This window comes from Candidatus Dormiibacterota bacterium, from assembly GCA_035544955.1.
Lineage (GTDB): Bacteria > Chloroflexota > Dormibacteria > CF-121 > CF-121 > CF-13.
The window spans coordinates 21084-38790 of the sequence record DASZZN010000023.1 but is presented as its reverse complement, the minus strand read 5'-3'; the positions used below and the strand labels follow the sequence as shown (position 1 = coordinate 38790).

At 66.7% G+C, this 17707-nt stretch carries 17 protein-coding genes and 2 tRNA genes; 12 read left to right on the top strand and 7 right to left on the bottom strand.

The window, feature by feature from the left end:
- Position 1: 1 nt before the first annotated feature.
- From VHK65_08330 to VHK65_08320, 3 genes are read left to right on the top strand one after another with little or no spacing between them, the layout of a single operon-like run.
- Entirely contained in the window at positions 2-910 is a 909-nt protein-coding gene (locus VHK65_08330) for a hypothetical protein (protein HVS06160.1), read from the top strand.
- Complete coding sequence (locus VHK65_08325) at positions 907-1806, top strand: dihydrodipicolinate synthase family protein (GenBank protein HVS06159.1); 900 nt, start codon at positions 907-909, stop codon at positions 1804-1806. Before VHK65_08330 ends, VHK65_08325 begins: the two co-directional genes overlap by 4 nt.
- Positions 1787-2440: a bifunctional 4-hydroxy-2-oxoglutarate aldolase/2-dehydro-3-deoxy-phosphogluconate aldolase gene (locus VHK65_08320; GenBank protein HVS06158.1), complete on the top strand. Its 654-nt coding sequence runs from the start codon at positions 1787-1789 to the stop codon at positions 2438-2440. Before VHK65_08325 ends, VHK65_08320 begins: the two co-directional genes overlap by 20 nt.
- Here VHK65_08320 and VHK65_08315 read toward each other — a convergent pair.
- Positions 2391-3371, bottom strand: a complete 981-nt coding sequence (locus VHK65_08315) for a sugar kinase (protein HVS06157.1) — start codon at positions 3369-3371, stop codon at positions 2391-2393. The genes VHK65_08320 and VHK65_08315 overlap by 50 nt on opposite strands.
- 42 nt (positions 3372-3413) lie before the next feature.
- On the opposite strand from VHK65_08315, the gene VHK65_08310 reads away from it, so the two are divergent.
- The 4 genes from VHK65_08310 to VHK65_08295 all read left to right on the top strand — a co-directional run bounded on the left by VHK65_08310 (position 3414) and on the right by VHK65_08295 (position 10256).
- Entirely contained in the window at positions 3414-6767 is a 3354-nt protein-coding gene (locus VHK65_08310; protein ID HVS06156.1) for a DUF5107 domain-containing protein, read from the top strand.
- A 144-nt stretch (positions 6768-6911) separates the two neighbouring features.
- Positions 6912-9386: an NPCBM/NEW2 domain-containing protein gene (locus VHK65_08305; GenBank protein HVS06155.1), complete on the top strand. Its 2475-nt coding sequence runs from the start codon at positions 6912-6914 to the stop codon at positions 9384-9386.
- A gap of 61 nt (positions 9387-9447) precedes the next feature.
- Complete coding sequence (locus tag VHK65_08300; protein ID HVS06154.1) at positions 9448-9771, top strand: helix-turn-helix transcriptional regulator; 324 nt, start codon at positions 9448-9450, stop codon at positions 9769-9771.
- A gap of 8 nt (positions 9772-9779) precedes the next feature.
- The gene (locus VHK65_08295; GenBank protein ID HVS06153.1) at positions 9780-10256 is read left to right on the top strand and encodes a hypothetical protein; all 477 of its coding nucleotides are present in this window, start codon (positions 9780-9782) and stop codon (positions 10254-10256) included.
- A 20-nt stretch (positions 10257-10276) separates the two neighbouring features.
- Here the strand turns inward: VHK65_08295 and VHK65_08290 are convergent.
- Positions 10277-10353 (bottom strand) — tRNA-His (locus tag VHK65_08290).
- An 82-nt stretch (positions 10354-10435) separates the two neighbouring features.
- Between VHK65_08290 and VHK65_08285 the strand changes: the two genes are divergently transcribed.
- Entirely contained in the window at positions 10436-10999 is a 564-nt protein-coding gene (locus VHK65_08285; GenBank protein HVS06152.1) for a sigma-70 family RNA polymerase sigma factor, read from the top strand.
- A complete protein-coding gene (locus VHK65_08280; GenBank protein HVS06151.1) occupies positions 10992-11810 on the top strand; it encodes a DUF5667 domain-containing protein in 819 nt (272 codons plus the stop codon). Before VHK65_08285 ends, VHK65_08280 begins: the two co-directional genes overlap by 8 nt.
- 5 nt (positions 11811-11815) lie before the next feature.
- Here VHK65_08280 and VHK65_08275 read toward each other — a convergent pair whose 3' ends face one another.
- On the bottom strand, positions 11816-12655 hold the full coding sequence (locus VHK65_08275; protein HVS06150.1) for a hypothetical protein: 840 nt from the start codon (positions 12653-12655) through the stop codon (positions 11816-11818).
- Positions 12656-12689: 34 nt separating this feature from the next.
- Complete coding sequence (gene tadA, locus VHK65_08270; protein HVS06149.1) at positions 12690-13169, bottom strand: tRNA adenosine(34) deaminase TadA; 480 nt, start codon at positions 13167-13169, stop codon at positions 12690-12692.
- Between the two features lie 4 nt (positions 13170-13173).
- On the opposite strand from tadA, the gene VHK65_08265 reads away from it, so the two are divergent.
- A complete protein-coding gene (locus VHK65_08265; GenBank protein HVS06148.1) occupies positions 13174-13980 on the top strand; it encodes an oxygenase MpaB family protein in 807 nt (268 codons plus the stop codon).
- A 12-nt stretch (positions 13981-13992) separates the two neighbouring features.
- Here the strand turns inward: VHK65_08265 and VHK65_08260 are convergent.
- A tRNA-Ser gene (locus VHK65_08260) sits at positions 13993-14082 on the bottom strand.
- A 30-nt stretch (positions 14083-14112) separates the two neighbouring features.
- Positions 14113-14727, bottom strand: a complete 615-nt coding sequence (locus VHK65_08255) for a CGNR zinc finger domain-containing protein (GenBank protein ID HVS06147.1) — start codon at positions 14725-14727, stop codon at positions 14113-14115.
- A gap of 134 nt (positions 14728-14861) precedes the next feature.
- On the opposite strand from VHK65_08255, the gene VHK65_08250 reads away from it, so the two are divergent.
- Positions 14862-15038: a hypothetical protein gene (locus VHK65_08250; GenBank protein ID HVS06146.1), complete on the top strand. Its 177-nt coding sequence runs from the start codon at positions 14862-14864 to the stop codon at positions 15036-15038.
- A 21-nt stretch (positions 15039-15059) separates the two neighbouring features.
- Positions 15060-16052 (top strand): EamA family transporter, encoded by a 993-nt coding sequence (locus tag VHK65_08245; GenBank protein ID HVS06145.1) that lies wholly within the window; start codon positions 15060-15062, stop codon positions 16050-16052.
- Here the strand turns inward: VHK65_08245 and VHK65_08240 are convergent.
- Positions 16049-17698 (bottom strand): ATP-dependent DNA ligase, encoded by a 1650-nt coding sequence (locus tag VHK65_08240; GenBank protein ID HVS06144.1) that lies wholly within the window; start codon positions 17696-17698, stop codon positions 16049-16051. The genes VHK65_08245 and VHK65_08240 overlap by 4 nt on opposite strands.
- Positions 17699-17707: the final 9 nt, after the last annotated feature.

The window sequence follows — 17707 nt, the reverse complement described above, 5'->3', positions numbered from 1 at the left end:
ATTGGCCGACGTGCTCTGGCGAGGTGAGCCGGGGAAACGGTTGAGGACCGATGAGATTGACGTCCTCGTACTGCCTCGCCGGGGCGCGAAGATCGCCAGCCTGCGGCATCGCCCGAGCGGTCGCGAGTGGCTGGAGCAGCCGGTCGGAGAGCTTCGTGGTCCCCCGACCTACGGAAGCGCGTTCATCGACGCCGGTTTGTTCGGCTGGGACGAGATGCTTCCCACCATCATTGGCGCTACCTACCCGGACGGCGACTACCAGGGAACGCCGTTGCCCGACCATGGCGAGGTCTGGGCCTTGCCCTGGGAGACCACATCAGCCGGCGAGGTCCTCGTGTGCTCGACGGCCGGGCGCGCGCTTCCCTACCGGGTGACCCGGACGATGCGCGTCGAGGGTGCATGGCTCGAGCTGCAGTACGACCTTTCCGCCACGGGTCCCACGCCGCTCTGGCTCTTGTGGGCCGCCCACCCCCAGTTCGTGGTCGGGGAGACCGGCACGCGGATCGTCCTGCCCGCTGAGGTCGACGAGTTGGTAGATGTTACGCCAGGCAAGGCGCCCGAAAACGTTCACTGGCCGGGTCCGGAGGTCGAGTCGACGCGTGGCCTGCCTCGCGGCGGCGGTCGCAAGCTCTACGCACTTCCCGACGCGAAGATTGGAACCGCCGGTCTGATCGATGGCGACGGTCCATGGCTGCGACTCGCCTGGGATCCGGAACCGGTTCCATACCTGGGCATCTGGCTGGACAACGGTGCCTACGCGCGGAACCCCGTCATCGCGCTGGAACCGAGCACAGGCTACTACGACGACCTGAGGCTGGCCGTCTCGAACCAGCGCGTGCCACACATCCGGCCCGGACGGTCGCTGCGCTGGTCCCTCGAGGTGACGCTGGGCAGCGGTCAGCATCCATGACGGTTCGAGGCGTCTGCCCGGTTCTTGCCGTGCCCTTCCTGGAGAACGGCGATATCGACCTCGATGGCTTCAAGAACATGACGCGCCACGTGTTGGGGACCGGGGTCACCGCGGTGATGCTGTTTGGGTTCGCCAGCGAGTTCTACAAACTCACGGACGAGGAGCGGACTCAGCTGCGGCAGGCGTTGCTCCAGGAAACGCGTGGACACGACGACGTAACGGCAATCATTTCCATCACGGACCACGCGACCGAGGTGGCGGTCAGCAAGGCGAGGGAAGCCGTCGCCGGCGGTGCGAGCGCGCTCAACATTCTGCCGCCCTACCTGCTCGGGCCCTCGCGCGGTGCCATCATCGACCATCTCGCGGCCATCCTTAACGCTGTCGATGCGCCGGTCATCATCCAGTACGCGCCGGCGCTGACCGGGACCAACCTCGACGCCCCATCGCTGCGGGGCCTTGCGGCCGCCCATTCGAACCTTCGGATGGTCAAGGTCGAATCGACGCCTCCGGGCCGCCTTATCGCCGACCTCGCCGAGGGTGATCCGCCGCTTCCGGCCCTCGTCGGTTACGCCGGTGTCCAGCTGCCCGACGCGCTGCGCCGCGGCGCCGTCGGTGTGCAACCCGGGTGTTCCTTCACCGAGGTCTACGTTGCCCTGTGGCGCGCATGGGAGGCCGGCGAGCACGACCAGGCGCTCGATTTGCACCGGCGAATGCTCCCGTACATTTCGTATTGGATGCAGCACGTCGAACTGATTATCCAGGCGGAAAAGACGATCCTCGCGCGGCGCGGAATCGTCGCCAGCGACCGATGCCGGGCGCCGGGCTGGCCGCTGGACCGCGAGGAGAGAGCCATGATCGACTATTTCCTGGAGGAGTTTGAAAGCCTCCTCGTCTGACCTACCGGAACGCCGGCCTCGGATCCCGGAAGAGATCCATGCGTCGCGTGTCATCGCGATCGGGCGGCGACTCGAGCCCAACTCGATCCCGCAGGTGGCCGAGGCGCTGGTGGCGGGCGGCGTGCGCGCTTTCGAGGTCACCCTCGACAGTCCGGACGCCATCGATGCGATTCGTTCGCTGGCGGAGCGCCACACCGACGGATCGCTGCTGGTGGGTGCCGGGACCGTGCTCGACGTGGCGAGCGCGGCGGCCGCGGTTCAGGCCGGTGCGCGCTTCCTGGTCTCGCCACACACGGATCTGGAGCTGATCGATTGGGCCGTGAGCCGAAGGATGCCGTTCTTTCCCGGCGCCTTTACAGCATCCGAGATCCTGGCGGCGTGGCGGGCCGGGGCCTCGGCGGTGAAGTTGTTCCCGGCCTCCGCCGTGGGTCCAGCCTACGTGCGGGAGATGCGGGGGCCGCTGGCGGATGTGCCGCTGATCCCCACGGGTGGCGTGACGCTGGAGAACGCCGCCGCCTTTATTGCCGCGGGGGCCGTCGCTGTGGGAGTCGGGAGCTGGTTGACTGCCGGGGCAACGCGGGACGTCATCCGGCAGCGGGCGGCGCAGATGGTCCGCGCATTGGCCACTCCCTGAGCCAGGTCTCCAATTGCGACTGCGTCGGGTACCCGGAAAAATCGTCGGCGACGGTCACCGCGGCGGCCCCAACCAGGTTCCCTTGACGCAGGGCCTCCTCAACGGGGGCGCCGCGCAGAAGCGCGGAGACGAAGCCGGCCGCGAATCCGTCGCCGGCTCCGACTTCGTCGACGACGGCCGGCGGAACAAAGCCCGGGTGGTCGGTTCGTTTCCCGCCAGCCAGAGCGACAGCACCAAACGGGCCACGTTTGGCTACGATCACCCTCGCCCCGCGCGCGGCAAACATGGTCAGTGCTTGGTCGAGCGCGCGAGTGTCGGAAAGGGCCAGCAACTCCTCCTCAGTGCCCAGCACGATGTCGATATCTGATAAGAGAGGGATCAATGTGGTCCGTGCACGCTCGAGGTCCCACAGCTGAAGACGCAGGTTCAGGTCCAGGGAGACGCTGACGTCGTGCTGCTTTGCGAGGGCAACGGCGCGGACGACGCTCGCAGCACAAGACGCGCTGAGCGCGCAGGTGACCCCATTGAGGTGCAGCAGGGCCGCGGTTTCGAACAGCGACGGCTCGAGCCAATCGGGGTTGAAGTGGCTGGCGGCCGAGCCGTTGCGGTAATAGAGCACGCGGGTCTGTCCCTCCTGTCGGACCTTGAAGAAGACACCGGTCCGATGATCCGGGTCACGGCGAACGCGGGATACGTCCACGCCCGCGCCGCCAACAATGTCCACGACGAGGTCGCCGAGCGAATCTTCGGAAACCGCGCTCAGCCAGATCGCCGGCCAGCCGAGCCGGGTCATGGCGATCGCGAAGTTGGAGTCGGCGCCTGCGACGCCGACGTCCAGCCGGCCGGAGGAGCGCAGCGGCCTGGAATCCGATGGATGCAGCAGAACCATGGTCTCGCCCAGGGTGAGGACATTGCCGGTTGGACGGCTCACGGCCGGAAGGCCACCATGCGTCTATAGTCGCAGGCGGTGAACGTGAGCGATGTCCGCGCCTGGCACGACGAGGTCGTGATCCCTACCTATCCCGAGCAGCCACCGGAGCGGAGCCCGATGTTCCTAGAGAAGCGCGTTTACCAGGGCAGCAGCGGTCGGGTATATCCGAATCCGGTCACGGATCGCGTGTCTGATGAACGGGTCGACCGGGCTTGGCAGGCCGTTCATCTCGAGAACGGGTTGGTCCGACTGATGATCCTGCCGGAGATCGGAGGACGGATCCACATCGGGCAGGACATGACCAACGGCTACCACTTCTTTTACCGGCAAAGGGTCATCAAGCCGGCTCTCGTGGGCTTGCTCGGGCCCTGGATTTCCGGCGGCGTCGAGTTCAACTCGCCACAGCATCACCGCCCATCGACCTTCATGCCGGTCGATTGGTCGATCGAAGAAGACTCGGACGGTAGCCGGACGGTGTGGCTCTCCGAGCACGAGCCGATGGGGCGGCTGAAGGTCATGGTGGGCATCCGCCTGCGGCCAGGCCGCTCCTATGTGGAGGCCGAGGCGCGCGTCTACAACCGCACGTCCCTGACGCAGACCTTCCTCTGGTGGGCGAACGTCGGCGTCCACGTTCACGACCGCTACGAGGTCTTCTTTCCTCCGGACGTCTGGTACGTCGCTGATCACGCGAAGCGTGCGATGTCCAGATTTCCCATAGCCCGCGGCCCTTACTACGGTGTCGACTACGCGGCAAACCCCCAAGGTGGGACCGACCTCCGCTGGTATCGCAACATCCCGGTGCCGACCTCGTACATGGCGATGGGATCACGCCACGATTTCCTCGGCGGCTATGACCATGGGGCGAATGCCGGCGTGGTTCACATTGCCGACCACCGCGTGGCACCCGGCAAGAAGCTCTGGACCTGGGGAAACCACGAGTTCGGTTACGCCTGGGACCGCAACCTCACGGATGAGGACGGCCCCTACGTCGAGCTGATGGCGGGCGGATACAGCGACAACCAACCCGACTTCTCGTTTCTCCAGCCCTATGAGACGAAGTCGTTCCGCCAGTACTGGTATCCGATCCAGAAGATCGGCCCGGCGACTCATGCAAACCTCGATGCCGCGGCGAGCTTGCGTCTCGCGGAGGGCGCCGCTCACGTCGGGCTCGCCGTGACCGGCGACTTTCCGGACGCGCAGATCCTGCTGGAGCGAAACGGTGAGCAACTGTTCGAGCGGCGTGTGCACCTGGCGCCGAACATGCCCTTCGTCACGAGCGTTCCGCTCCCGGCGCGGACGGACGCGACGCACTTGCAGCTCATCGTTCGCGCGGGCGACGGCCGCGAGCTGCTCTCGCACCAGCCGGCGGCGGCAGTCGAGGAGGAACTGCCGGCGCCCGCCTCAGAACCGCGGCCACCTGCCGACATCGCGTCCAATGACGAGCTGTTCCTCATAGGCCTCCACCTCGAGCAGTATCGTCACCCGACGCGCTCGCCGGAGCCCTACTGGCGCGAGGCGATCCGGCGGGATCCCGGTGACTCGAGAAGCAATGCGGCGCTCGGCGCATGGCACCTCCGGCGCGGCGAATTCGCGCTCGCGGAAAAACATCTGCGGACGTCAATTGACCGGCTCACCCGCCGCAACCCAAATCCCTACGATGGAGAGGCGCTCTATCTCCTGGGTATCACGCTGCGCCATCTCGGCCAAGACGATAACGCGTACGACACCTTCTATAAGGCGAGCTGGAACGAGGCGTGGGCAAACGCCTCGTACCACGCGCTGGCCGAGATCGACGCCGCCCGCGGCCATTTCCATCGCGCGCTCACCCACCTGGAGCGGTCTCTTTCGCTCAATGCGGACGACCTCAAAGCGCGCGACCTCCGCGCCGCGATGCTGCGACACACGGGGCGTCCGGAGGAGGCGCTCCGCGAAGCCGAGACGACCCTGCAGCGCGATCCGCTGGACCTGTGGGCCGCGCTCGAGCATCGATGGGCGGTGCAGCAATTGCGTCAGCAGACTGACGCGATCCGGTTCGGTGACCTTCAGACGCACCTCGACGTCGCGCTCGACCTGGCAGCGGGGGGCCTCTGGGATGACGCGATCACCGCAGCGGACGCCGGCCTTGCTGCGAATTCCCAGGATGCCCTGATCCCAATCGGCCATTACCACCTCGGCTGGCTGCACGAGCGAGCCGGATATGTGCCGGAGGCGGCACGTCATCGTGCGATCGCCGCGTCCAGTGAGCCGGGGCCCGCCTTCTTCGGCCGGCTCGAGGAGATCGCGATCCTGCAGAGTGCCATCGTCGCGAATCCCGACGACGCCCGGGCACCATACCACCTGGGAAATTTGCTCTACGACCGGCGCCGTTACGAGGAGGCGATCATCGCCTGGGAGCGTGCCGCCACGCTCGACCCGAGCTTCCCGGTGACATGGCGAAACCTCGGCATTGCCTATTTCAACATCCGCCATCGGCCTCAAGACGCAGAGTCCGCGTACCGAAAGGCGCTCGACGCCGACCCAGGCGACGCACGAGTCCTCCTCGAGTCTGACCAGCTCGCGAAGCGCTCGGGTCGCCCGGCCGCGCAGCGTCTCCTGGATCTCGAAGCGCACCGCGACCTCGTCGACCGCCGCGATGATCTGGGAACCGAGCTGGCCACGCTGTATAACGACCTGGGTCGGCACGAGGCGGCGCTGGCGTACATCATGTCCCGCCGCTTCCATCCGTGGGAGGGCGGCGAAGGTCTGGTGTCGGGCCAGTATGTGCGCGCCCATCTTCGGCTGGGTCAGGCCGCGCTTGCCGCCAATCGTCCGGAGGACGCGCGCGGGCATCTGGAGGCAGCGATGCGCTATCCGGAAAACCTGGGGGAGGGCAGGCACTTGCTGACCTCTGAGCACGATCTCCGCTACCATCTCGGCCTCGCCTTCGAGGCGCTCGGCGATATGGATCGTGCACGGCAAGAGCTCGACCTGGCCGCGGAACCCCGACCGTCGCGGCAGCCGGTGATGGTCCCCGTGCCGTTGGTCTCCGAGGCCACCTTCTGGCGAGCACTCGCCTTGCGCCGGCTGGGTGACGACGTCGCAGCCAGGCAATTGCTCGAAGAGTTACGCGCCGCCGCCCAGCGCCAGGCTGAGGCCGAGGTTCGGATCGACTTCTTTGCCACCTCCCTGCCGGCGTTCCTGCTCTTCGAGGACGATCTCGCGCGCCGCAACCGGGCACAGAGCCGCTATCTCGAGGGGCTCGCTCACCTCGGCCTTGGATCCCGGAACCCGGCCCGAACCGCGTTCGAAGAGGTTCTCGATCTCGATCCCAACCACGCCGGCGCGAGCTGGGCACTAGCGGAAGCGGACGGGACAAAAGAGGCCAAATCCTTGACAGCGCGCCCGGCGGATCATTAACGTCCGAAGAGGGAGGCTGGCCGAGCTTCACTGAGGGGGAAGGAGGACCACATTCGTTTTCGCTTCGCCCGCCTGGCTTCGGGCGTCCTGACCTCCGCGCTCAGCCTCAGCCTGGCCCTGGCAGTGACCGCCGGAATTGCACCGATGCGTGCCCTTGCCCTGGACAATGGTCTTGCGCGGACGCCGTACCAGGGCTGGAACACCTTCTACGGCTTGGGAGACAGTTTCGATCAGGCCACCATTCAGTCGGTGGCGGACGCCATCGTGAGCCGCGGACTCAAGGCCTTCGGCTACCGGTATGTCTGGATCGACGGCGGATGGTGGAAGGGGACCCGGGACGCCGCCGGCAACATCACCGTCGCCGCCGGCCGCTGGCCGGGAGGCATGAAGGCGGTCGCCGACTATATCCACGCAAAAGGCTTGCTGGCGGGGATCTACACGGACGCCGGCAGCGACGGCTGCGGCGGAGCTGGGCAGGGCAGCTACGGGCACTACCAGCAGGACGCCAACCAGTTTGCGGCCTGGGGTTACGACGCACTCAAAGTCGACTTCTGTGGCGGCACGAAGCAGCAGCTCAACCCGGCCGACGCCTACGCGAAGTTCCGCGACGCCCTGCTCGCGAATGCGAGCCACCGACCAATCCTCTTCAACATCTGCAACCCGTTTACTCCGGGGTCGAGCCCGTGGAGCCCGAACTACCCAGGCTTCGCGCAGTCCGTCTACAACTCCTATAGCTTCGGGCCGAGCACCGGCAACTCGTGGAGGACAGACACCGATGTCGGCTTCGTCCGCAACATCCAGTTCCGCGACGTCCTGCGCAACCTGGACCATAATGCCAGTCACCCCGAGGCCGCCGGTCCCGGTCATTGGAACGACCCTGATTACTTGGGGCCAGAACTCGGCATGACCCGGGTCGAGGCGCAGACCCAGTTCACGATGTGGTCGGTCTCGGCAGCGCCGCTCATCATCGGGAGTGACGTCCGGGCACTCTCGCAAGATGCGATCGATATGCTGACCAATCCCGACGTGCTCGCCATCAACCAGGACGGCAACGGGGTGCAGGGGACGCCCATCTCCACCCAGGGCGATGGCCAGGTGTGGGTCAAGGCGCTGGCCAATGGCGATCGTGCGGTTACGCTGCTGAATCGAGGGACGACGCCGCTGACGATCAGCACCGACGCCAAGACTGTCGGCATGAGCCGCGCGTCACGCTACAGCCTTCACGATCTCTGGAAACACAGCACGACCGAGACGGCTGGCCGGATTGTCGCCAACGTCGGCGCGCACGAGGCGGTGCTGTATCGCGTTTCTCCCGGCGCCACCTCGTCGACGCCGCCGGCGGTGTTCCTCTCGTCGCCCTCCACGCCGGCGCCCTATGCCGGGTCGGACCTGCGCCTCGCGATTCCCGGGCAGGCTCTACCAGTAACGGTCACCGTCGAAAACAACGGGCGCCGTCCCATACAGGATGTCCAGCTGACGCTGGCCGCCCCCTCGGGCTGGTCGGTTCAACAGCAGCCCAACCTTGGTGATACGACCGGAAGTCAGGCGGATCAAGGGGGCGTGACCCTCGCCACCGGCGAGCCGTTGACGATCACGTGGTCCGTGACCGTGCCGCCCGGCACCCTGCCCGGTACCAATGAGCTCGTCGCGAGCGTCAGCTATCGCTGGGGCAGGCACAATAGCGCCGGTGCGACCACGCGCTCCAGCGTCCTGGTCCCGACCGCCCCGCCCGCCAATGACAACTACCTGAGCGATCACACCTGGCTTGACGCCAGCAGCGGCTACCTGGTGCCCCGTCTGGACGGCGATTGTTGTGGCGGCCCGATCAGCTTGATGGGCACCAGGTATCCCAAGGGCATCGGGGTCGCGTCACCGTCGCAGATCGAGTTTTACCTGGGCGGCAACTGCACCCACCTGTCCGCGATCGTCGGCATCGACGATTCCGCCAGGTGGACGACCGCGGGAGCGACGGCCACGTTCTCCGTCCTCACGGACGGCCGTAGCGTCTTCGAGAGTGGCCTGGTAAGGCAGAACATCACCAAACCGATCGAGGTGGATTTGACCGGGGCGAGCGTTCTCACCCTCCTTGTCGGTGACGGCGGCGACGGCGGCTACAACGATCGCACCGACTGGGCCAATCTGCGCGCGACCTGCAATGGCCCTGTCGCGACAGTGCCGTCGGGAGCGTGGCCGCACTTCGTGCTGCACTCCGACATGACCGCGACGGCGAGCAGTGCCAACAACGGCTACCCGGCAAGCAACGCGATCGACGGCAGGCTCACCACCATCTGGCACTCGGAGTTCAGTCCGGTGCATACACCGCTGCCAATCTCACTCACCATCGACACCGGCGCGGCCAGGACGTTGACGGGCCTGACGTACCAGGGTCGCCTCGACGGCGACATCACTGGCACCATCACCGGCTACACGGTTGAGGTCAGCACCGATGGGATCGCCTACACGCTGGTCGCGTCGGGGTTGTGGGCCCCAGATAGCTCGATCAAGTCGGCCGCCTTCACGGCCACGACGGCGCGATATCTGCGGCTGACGGCGACCAGCGCCGTCAACGGTTACGCCTCAGCCGCCGAGGTCGCGGTCTCCGACATACCGGCCGCCTAAGGTGAACAGATCTCAAGAGTAATGGTGTTCTCGTCACCTACGTGATACGATCTATCGCGAGATGAAGCAGGCGGCTGGGATCGGGGGCCTCGGTCGCTTCGCCGAGCCGGCGGTCCTCATCATGGTCAGCTTGGCGCAGGGCCCCAGGCACGGCTACGCGATCACCGGCGACATCGAAGCCGTGACCGGTCTCCGGCTCGGGCCCGGCACTCTCTACGGAGCGATTGCCCGTCTGGAGGAGCGGGGGTTGATCGAGCCGCTTCCGTCCGACGATCGTCGCCGGCCCTACCGGCTGACGGCCAGCGGCGCCCAGACGTTACGAGCGCATCTCGACACACTGAGGCGGGTGACGGCCGCCGGCATGCGTCGCCTGGCGAAGACGTGAAATGGTTAATGCGCCTTTACCCGCGAGCCTGGCGGGCCCGCTACGGTGAGGAGTTCGATGTCCTCCTCGACGTCTCGCCGAAAGGCTGGCGGACCAAGGCTGATGCCGTGCGCGGAGCCCTGGACGCCCACTGGCGGACGCCGGGACTGATGAAAAGGCTGCTTCCGGCGGTGTTGCTACTGGCGGTGGACGTTGTCATCGGCTGGCTCAACTATCACGCAGCGGACGATGTACAGCCCGTGGCCGCGGCCTTGATCGTTGCGTGTTTCGGTTTCACCCTCTGGCGTCCGCGCCTGGCCTGGCTCTTCATTCCGGCCCTGTGGCTCGCAGTACCGGCGAGCTCCGTGGTCGGCTATGCAGCCAATTATCATCCTGGCCTTGTCAAGCCCGCACCGCTTTACGAGACGCTGGTTGCGCTTATCCCTACCGCACTTGGCGCCGGGGCCGGCGCATTCGCTCGGTGGCTGCCAAACCAGGCGCATTGAGCGGGGCCTGACGTCAGGTTTGGGGTGGCTTGAGGGATTTGAACCCTCGACCCTCAGATCCACAATCTGATGCTCTAACCAGCTGAGCTAAAGCCACCGCGGGTGCACGTGATTATAAGAGGTTAGCCACGTGCGCCCGTTCAAATTCGGCGGAGGATGCGTTATATGCTGTAGGCGACTTGAAGACGTCTGACGACGCCCTCATCCGCCGCGCCCAGGCCCTCGATGTGGGGGCACTGGCCGAGCTCTATGACCGGCACTTCGATGGGATCTACCGCTATCTGTACACACGAGTCCGCCACCATGCCGACGCCGAAGATCTGACTGAGCAGGTGTTTTTGAAGATGGTCGACTCGATCCACCGCTACCGGCCCCGCGGGGTGGCCTTTTCCTCGTGGCTGTACCGGATCGCCCACAACCTGCTGGTCGACCGCTACCGTCGCGCCGGGCGCGAGCCGATGGAGCTCACCGACCAGGTCCGCGACGTCCGACCGCACGCCGATCCGGCCGCGCTGGCGCAGCTCTCGGAGGAGCGCCGCCGGCTGCTCGCGGCGGTGCAGCGGCTGACACCGGAACAGCAGCAGGTGATCACGATGCGGTTCATCGACAACCTTGGCGTCGACGAGATCGCGCGCCTCATGCGCCGGCGGGCCGGGGCCATTCACTCGATGCAGCATCGGGCGCTGGCCAGCCTCTACCGCTTCCTGCTCGAGCCCGAGCAGGTGGAGGCACGACGTGCGTGATCTGACGCGGCCGCTGGAAGAGTGCCTCGCCGCGATGGACGACAAACACAATCTCCAGGACGTGCTGCGCCGGTATCCAGCGGAGCGCGATGAGCTGATCGCGCTGCTCCGGCTGTCGGTCGACCTCGGCGGGCTGGAGGCCCCGGCTGCCGATCCGGCATTCCGGCTGCGGGCCCGAAACCGGATGCTCGCCGCCGCGGCCCATCGGCGTGAAGCCCGGCGCTGGAACCTGCTGGCGGCGCTACCCAGGCCGGTCGTCCGCATGGCCTACGCCGGCGCGCTCGCGGTTGCGCTGGTGGTCGGCGGCGTGACGGTCGCCGCGGCCTCGAGCAACAGCCTCCCCGGTGATCCGCTTTACGGGGTCAAGCTGGGCGTCGAGCGGGCGCAGCTGGCAACCACCATTGACTCCGCTGCGAAGGCGCGCCTGGAGCTGCAGATCGCTGACACTCGACTGGCCGAGGCGCAACGGCTCTTCGCCGCAGGCCGCGTCGCGGATGGCGTGCGCGGGATGGCTCAGTACGATACCGCCGTCAGCCAGTTCAATCGATCGATCGCCGGCACCACCCTGGACACCCGCGCGGTCGCTGACCTCAGCCGCCTAGCGGACGATCGCGCCGCGCACGCCGATGCCAGCCTCACCCAGCTGGCGGGAACGCTCGCGGCAGGTGGCGACCCCGAAGCTGCGGCGGCCGTCGCTCGCACGCAATCACACGTCGACCAGGCGTGGAGTGGGAGCAAAAAGGATTTGCAATCGCGTGGGTCGGCGAGCCCCCAGAACGACCACCAAACAAAGCCAGCCGGACAGCCCTAGATTCGTCAGCGGCGCCGGCTGATTTTTCGCGCCGCGTCGCGCGACGCCTTCGCCCTCGCAGTGGCCCGCTCGAGTTCCTTTTCCGCCTGGCGGGCCTTTTCACTGGCGCGCTTCGCATCGGCGGCGATCCGGTCGGCTTCCTCGCGCAGGCGGTGTGCCGTCTGCTCGGCCTGCAGCGCCGCCTCTTCGTCGGCCTTCGCGGTGCGCAGCACGTGCTCCATCTCGATCCGCTTTTCGGTCTCCACCGCTTCCCGGGCCGCGTCGCGAGCCGCCTTATCGCCGTTCGCCCTGGCGCGAGTCGCCTCGGTCCTGCCGCCCACGCCCGGACCCGGCGTAAACGCCGCCGTCAACATGTCCTCGCCGGCACGCGGCTCGCTGATGAGCGCGCCGCGTTGCAGGCGATCCCATGTCTCTCCGCCAGAGACCGCGGCCAGCCGCAGCATCTCCTGAATCCGTCGGATGGTCGCCTCGTCGGCGGCATGTTCGTCCGCGCGGAGCCGATCGCCCGCCGCCCGCACCGCCATTTCGAGCTCGCGTTGCAACGCGTCCGACGCCGAGCGCAAATCGAGCGCAGCATTCTTGCGCCCGGCGACCGCCCCCGATTGCGCCTGCACCACGGCTTCTCCCGCGCGCCGCAATCGCTCGAGCACCGGATTGTTCGAGCGCGCCAGTTGATTCACCGCCCAAACCGCGACCGGCGGCTTCTTCAGGGTGGCGACCTCGGCGGCGAGCGCGCCATGGCTCGCCGCTTTGAGCTCTTTGGACTTTAAATTGCGCCGGTTGGTGAATTCGTTCAGCGGACCCGCCAGCAGCTCGGCTACGACGTCGTCCAGGCTCATCTTCAACTCGATCGTACGCCCGTGGCGCCGCTGCGGCCGACTAACTCGGCTTGATCCGTCGCGCGGCGAAGAACTCGCGAAGCAGCCGTCCTGCCGGTTCGGCAAGCACCCCGGAGGCGATCTCCACCCGGTGGTTGTTCGCGGGATTCCGCAGGACGTCGTACACCGAGTCGACGGCGCCCTTCTTTGGATCGGGCGTGCCATAGACGAGGCGGCTGATCCGGGCCAGCACCATCGCGCCGGCGCACATCGGGCAGGGCTCGAGCGTGACATAGAGCGTCACGTCTTCGAGGCGCCACGAACGGCCGAGACGGGCCGCTTCGTTGAGCACCAGCATCTCGGCGTGCGCCGTTGCGTTGGGCGTCGTTTCGATCAGGTTGTGGGCTTCCGCCAGGACGGCACCATTGCGGACGAGGACTGCCCCCACCGGAACCTCCCCAATGGAGGCGCCTTGGCGAGCCTGTGCGAGGGCCCGCTCCATGTAATGGACGTCGTCGTGCTGACCGGCCGCTAGACTCACATCGATGGCGTCAGGAAGTCTAAACGAGGATCAGGGGCTCTTTGGTCCGCACTCGATCATCTGGCGGGTGAATCGCGAGTCGGCCGTCACGCTCGCCGGCACCTGCGCGATCCTGATGCAGTTCGCGCATCCAAAAGTCGCGGCGGGAGTGCGGGACCACAGCAGCTACCAGGTCGATGCGGCCGGACGGCTTCGACGCACGCTCGGCTTGACGATGGCGATGGTCTTCGGACCGCGCCGGGTGGCGATGCAGGCGGTGCGCACCATCAACTCGAGACACCGCGCCGTGCGTGGCCCGGGCTATGCCGCGACTGATCCCCAGCTCCTGCTCTGGGTGCAGGCGACGTTGGTCTACTCTGCCATCCACGGTTACCGGGCACTGATTGGGCCGCTCAGCGCTGCCGAGGCGGACCAGTACTATCAGGACACGAAGGAAATCGGCGTGCTGCTGGGGGTTCCACGCGAGATGTACCCCGCGAGCGTGGAGGCATTCGAGGCGTACTTGCAGGGAGTGATCGACCGGCGAGAGGTGGCGGTGGGCGCCGACGCCCGACGCATGAGCGAGGTCATCCTGCATCCCGAGTTTCGCGGCGTCCCGCGGATGGCGTTCGCGCCGCTCACGGTCATCACCGCTGGACTGCTGCCGCCGAGCTTGCGTGAGGGATATGGGCTCAAGTGGGGGAGGGCTCAACGCGCGGCCTTCGCGGCCTTCCGCGCGGGGTTGCCCCGCCTTCTCGCGATCGCGCCCGAGCCCGTTCGCTGGCTGCCACCCGCACGCGACGCGTACCGTCGGTCACGGACGGCGGCCTGACCCAAGGGGCCGTGGCGGAGGGGGCGAGATTCGAACTCGCGGTGGCGTTGCCGCCACACGGCTTTTCGAGAGCCGCACCTTAAACCGCTCGGACACCCCTCCGGGCGAGGATTTTACCCCCCGTGCCATCCTTTAAAGGGGAGAGGGCGATTGGGTTCTCTGGCGTGCGCGATGCCGGGCGACTTTCGCCCGGTTGCCGCAGCTGCTCATGCTGCACCACTTGCGCTTCCCGGTCCGCGAGGTGTCCTTAAAGACCCAGTGGCACTGCGGGTTCTCGCAGATGCGCAGCCGCGTGGTATCGCCCTGGATCAGCTCGCGCGCGATCGCCTCGGCGAGCCGGGCGATGGCGCCATTAACCGGGTCTCCCTGGTGCCGGTGGTCGAGGGAGACGCCGTCGGTCGCCGGAACCAGCTCATAGATGTAGTGCGTGCGCAGCGCTCGGTTCATATCGGCGAGGTCGCTGGGGTCGGGAGCTTGCCGTGTGGCGGCCGCCTCGAGCACACCGCGCATGGCCTGCCGGACCCGGCGCAGCCGGCTCAGCATCTCGAGCCCGGACGCCGGTGACGCCTCGTACTGGGCGAGCAGGTGGATCCGGGCCTCCTGATGCATCAGGTCGTGATCGACCAACCAGTCCAGCGCGCTGGTGGGGGAGTCCAGGTGGTCATGGCTGACCGGCCACAGATCCAGCGTATTAATGAAATCCAGGCCGGTCTGGAGCCGCGCCAGGTGACCAACCACCATAGGCATCAGAGGCGCCGAAACCGTTACGGACTCGTTCACCTGTAACCCCCTTATACCACTTGACGGGTTAAATCTAACACGATAGAATAACGGCTGTAACTAGTCTGATCCCACAAAACGGTTACAGCGAGGTGACATGCATGATGAACGATTACTACTCTCTCTACACCTGGGCGATGGATCGGCAGGCCGACCTGCAGCGCGAGGCTGCTCAGCGTCGGCTGGTCCGGCACTCTCCGTATGTGAATACGCACGACAACTCGCGCCTTCGCTGGCCGCTGACCCGCCGCCGCGACGCCGACCGCAAGGCAGCCTGAGCATTCCGGCCCAGGTCGCCCATGGCAACCGCACCGAAATTCAATCCAGCTGACGTGGCGCACTCGCTACGTCAGCGAGCGGGCGCAGGGGCCGCCCGACCGGGCGTCCGCATCTGGCTGGCACTCGGGACGGTTTACATCCTCTGGGGATCGACCTACCTCGGCATCAAATACGCGATCGACACCATCCCACCGTTCCTGATGGGCTCCCTGCGCTTCCTCGTTGCCGGCGGTGTCCTCTATCTGCTCGCCATCCGAACCGGCGATACCGGCGGAGATCGCGTTGGCGCTCGCCAGTGGGTGGCCGCGCTGGTGATCGGCGGTGCGCTGCTGGTCGGCGGCAACGGCGGTGTCATCCTTGCCGAGCAATACGCGCCGACCGGTGTCGTCGCCCTGCTGGTGGCGACCGCGCCGCTTTGGATGGCGGTCATCGATCGCGTGGTCTTTGGCCGTCGCTTGCCGATCCTGGGCATCGTTGGCTTGTTGATCGGATTCGGCGGCGTTGCCTTCCTCATCGGCTGGCCGGGCGCCGGCCGCATCAATCTCTTCGGCGCGGCGCTGGCGCTGGCAGCTCCGGTCTGCTGGGCGAGCGGCTCTGTCTTCACCCGTCATGTCAAGTTGCCCAAGCGCCCGCTGGTGACCGCCGGGATGGAAATGCTCTGGGCGGGCCTGGTGTTTGCCATGGCCAGCATCCTGACCGGCGAGCTCGGCCGGTTGCACTGGCAGCACGTTTCGACCACATCGATCGTGGCCCTGCTCTACCTCATCGCCCTCGGTAGCCTGGTTGGGTTCAGCGCCTATGTTTGGCTGCTTCGTTCCGCGCCTCTTTCGCTGGTGTCGACCTACGCGTACGTCAACCCGGTGGTCGCGGTCATTCTGGGCGGCATCTTCCTCGGCGAGGCAGTCAACGCGCGGCTGGTGATCGCGGGCGGCATCATCATCCTCGCCGTCGCCCTGATCGTCGTCGCGCGTAGCCGTGCCGCGTCGCAGGCGCGGGTGCCCGTTTCCGCCTAGGTCTGGGCGGGCTCCACCAGCTGCACCCGCTCGCTCGTGAAGGCGCGGTGCATTCGCGCCACGTTGGCCAATGTGTCGATCTCGCGCACCGTCTTATCGGTCCGGATCTGCTTGATGCGCGGAAAGCGCAGCGCGTAACCGGAGTTGTGACGGCCCGACTCCGTGATCGCGTCGAAGGCGACTTCGAGCACGACTTCCGGCTGCACCGACCGGAAGCGGCCGTAATCCTTGAGCGTGATCGACTTGAAGTGGTCGGTCATCTGCGCGATCTCCGCGTCGGTCAAGCCTGAGTAGGCTTTGCCGATGTTGACCAGCCGGTCCGCGGCTTCGTCGTAAACGGCGAACGTGTAGTCCGACAGCACGTTCTTTCGCTTCCCGTGCCCGACCTCGACTCCGGTGACGACCACATCCAGCGTGGCGAGCGCTTTCTTCAACTTGAGCCAGCCGAGCCCGCGCCGTCCCGGTGTGTAGCGGCTCTCCGGGTCCTTGACCATCAACCCCTCGTTGTTTCGTGAGCGCGCGCCCTCGAAGATCCGATCAAGCTCGACGGCGTCGAGCGCTCGGATCAGGTAGGCGAGCATGAAAGGGGAGGGGAGGTTGAGCGCCTCGAGCAGCCGGCGCCGCTCGCGCAGGGGCTCGGTCAGCAGGTTCCGGCCGTCGAGGTAGAGCACGTCAAAAGCGACGAAGATGACGGGAACCTCCGCGAGCAACGCCGCGCTGACGACCTTGCGCCCGAGCCGGTGTTGCAGCTCGAAAAACGGAAGGACGACGCCGTCTTTGAAGGCGAGCAGCTCGCCGTCCAGGAGGACGTCATGGGGCACCGCCCCGGCCGAGGCGACCACTTCGGGAAAGCTCGCGGTGACGTCGTTTAGATCGCGCGAGTAGAGAACGACGCGGTCGCCTTCTTTGTGCAGCTGGCCGCGGATCCCGTCGTATTTGTCCTCGACCCAGGCCTCGCCGCCGACGCGCCGCATGATGGCCTCCGCGTCCTCCTCGGGTGAGGCCAGCATGAACTGCAGCGGATGCATCAGGCGTAGTTGCGCCGAGCGCAGCGCACCGCGGCGGGCCAGCGTGGCGACCTCGCCCAGATCGCCGGTGAGCATCGAGGCCCACGACACATCGGGCAGGGGCGCGCCGAACGCTTTGGCGATACCTTCTTCGACGAGCCCGGCTCGAAGCCCAATCCGCAGGTCACCGGTGAGGATCTTGCCGATGTATTTGGCCTCGCGCGGCGTCAGCCGGTCGAGCAGCTCGCGCAGCGCCTCGGTTTTCTTCTTGACGGTCCGCTGTTCGTAGACCCGGATGAAGGTCTGCCGCACCTCGGGCAGCGACGTCGGTCGGGGATGCGTGTGGCCCTGGAGGACTTCCTCGATGACGTCACCCACGTCGCTGTGCCGCATGTACGACTCACCGAGCGCCTCCTCATCGACCTGGGCGAGCTCGCAGACGGCATTGCGGATCACCGCGTAGCCGAGGTTCAGTTTCCGCTGGTCGCGGTCGGCGAACGGTCGAGCCGCGAAATAGATCGCCGCCAGCGGGAGGGTCTCATCGTCGAGCCCGGCGAAGTACTCTCCAAGCAGCCGCGTCTTCTCCAGCTTGCTACTGGTCGCGCGAATCGCTTCGCCCGTCCGGGCGAACGCCTCCATGGAGGTAGC

Coding starts and splice junctions, on each gene's coding strand:
- VHK65_08325 (HVS06159.1), top strand. CDS start 907: ATGACGGTTCGAGGCGTCTGCCCGGTTCTTGCCGTGCCCTTCCTGGAG.
- VHK65_08305 (HVS06155.1), top strand. CDS start 6,912: ATGCGTGCCCTTGCCCTGGACAATGGTCTTGCGCGGACGCCGTACCAG.
- VHK65_08300 (HVS06154.1), top strand. CDS start 9,448: ATGAAGCAGGCGGCTGGGATCGGGGGCCTCGGTCGCTTCGCCGAGCCG.
- VHK65_08295 (HVS06153.1), top strand. CDS start 9,780: ATGCGCCTTTACCCGCGAGCCTGGCGGGCCCGCTACGGTGAGGAGTTC.
- VHK65_08265 (HVS06148.1), top strand. CDS start 13,174: ATGGCGTCAGGAAGTCTAAACGAGGATCAGGGGCTCTTTGGTCCGCAC.
- VHK65_08255 (HVS06147.1), bottom strand. CDS start 14,727: ATGCCTATGGTGGTTGGTCACCTGGCGCGGCTCCAGACCGGCCTGGAT.
- VHK65_08250 (HVS06146.1), top strand. CDS start 14,862: ATGATGAACGATTACTACTCTCTCTACACCTGGGCGATGGATCGGCAG.
- VHK65_08245 (HVS06145.1), top strand. CDS start 15,060: ATGGCAACCGCACCGAAATTCAATCCAGCTGACGTGGCGCACTCGCTA.
- VHK65_08240 (HVS06144.1), bottom strand. CDS start 17,698: ATGGAGGCGTTCGCCCGGACGGGCGAAGCGATTCGCGCGACCAGTAGC.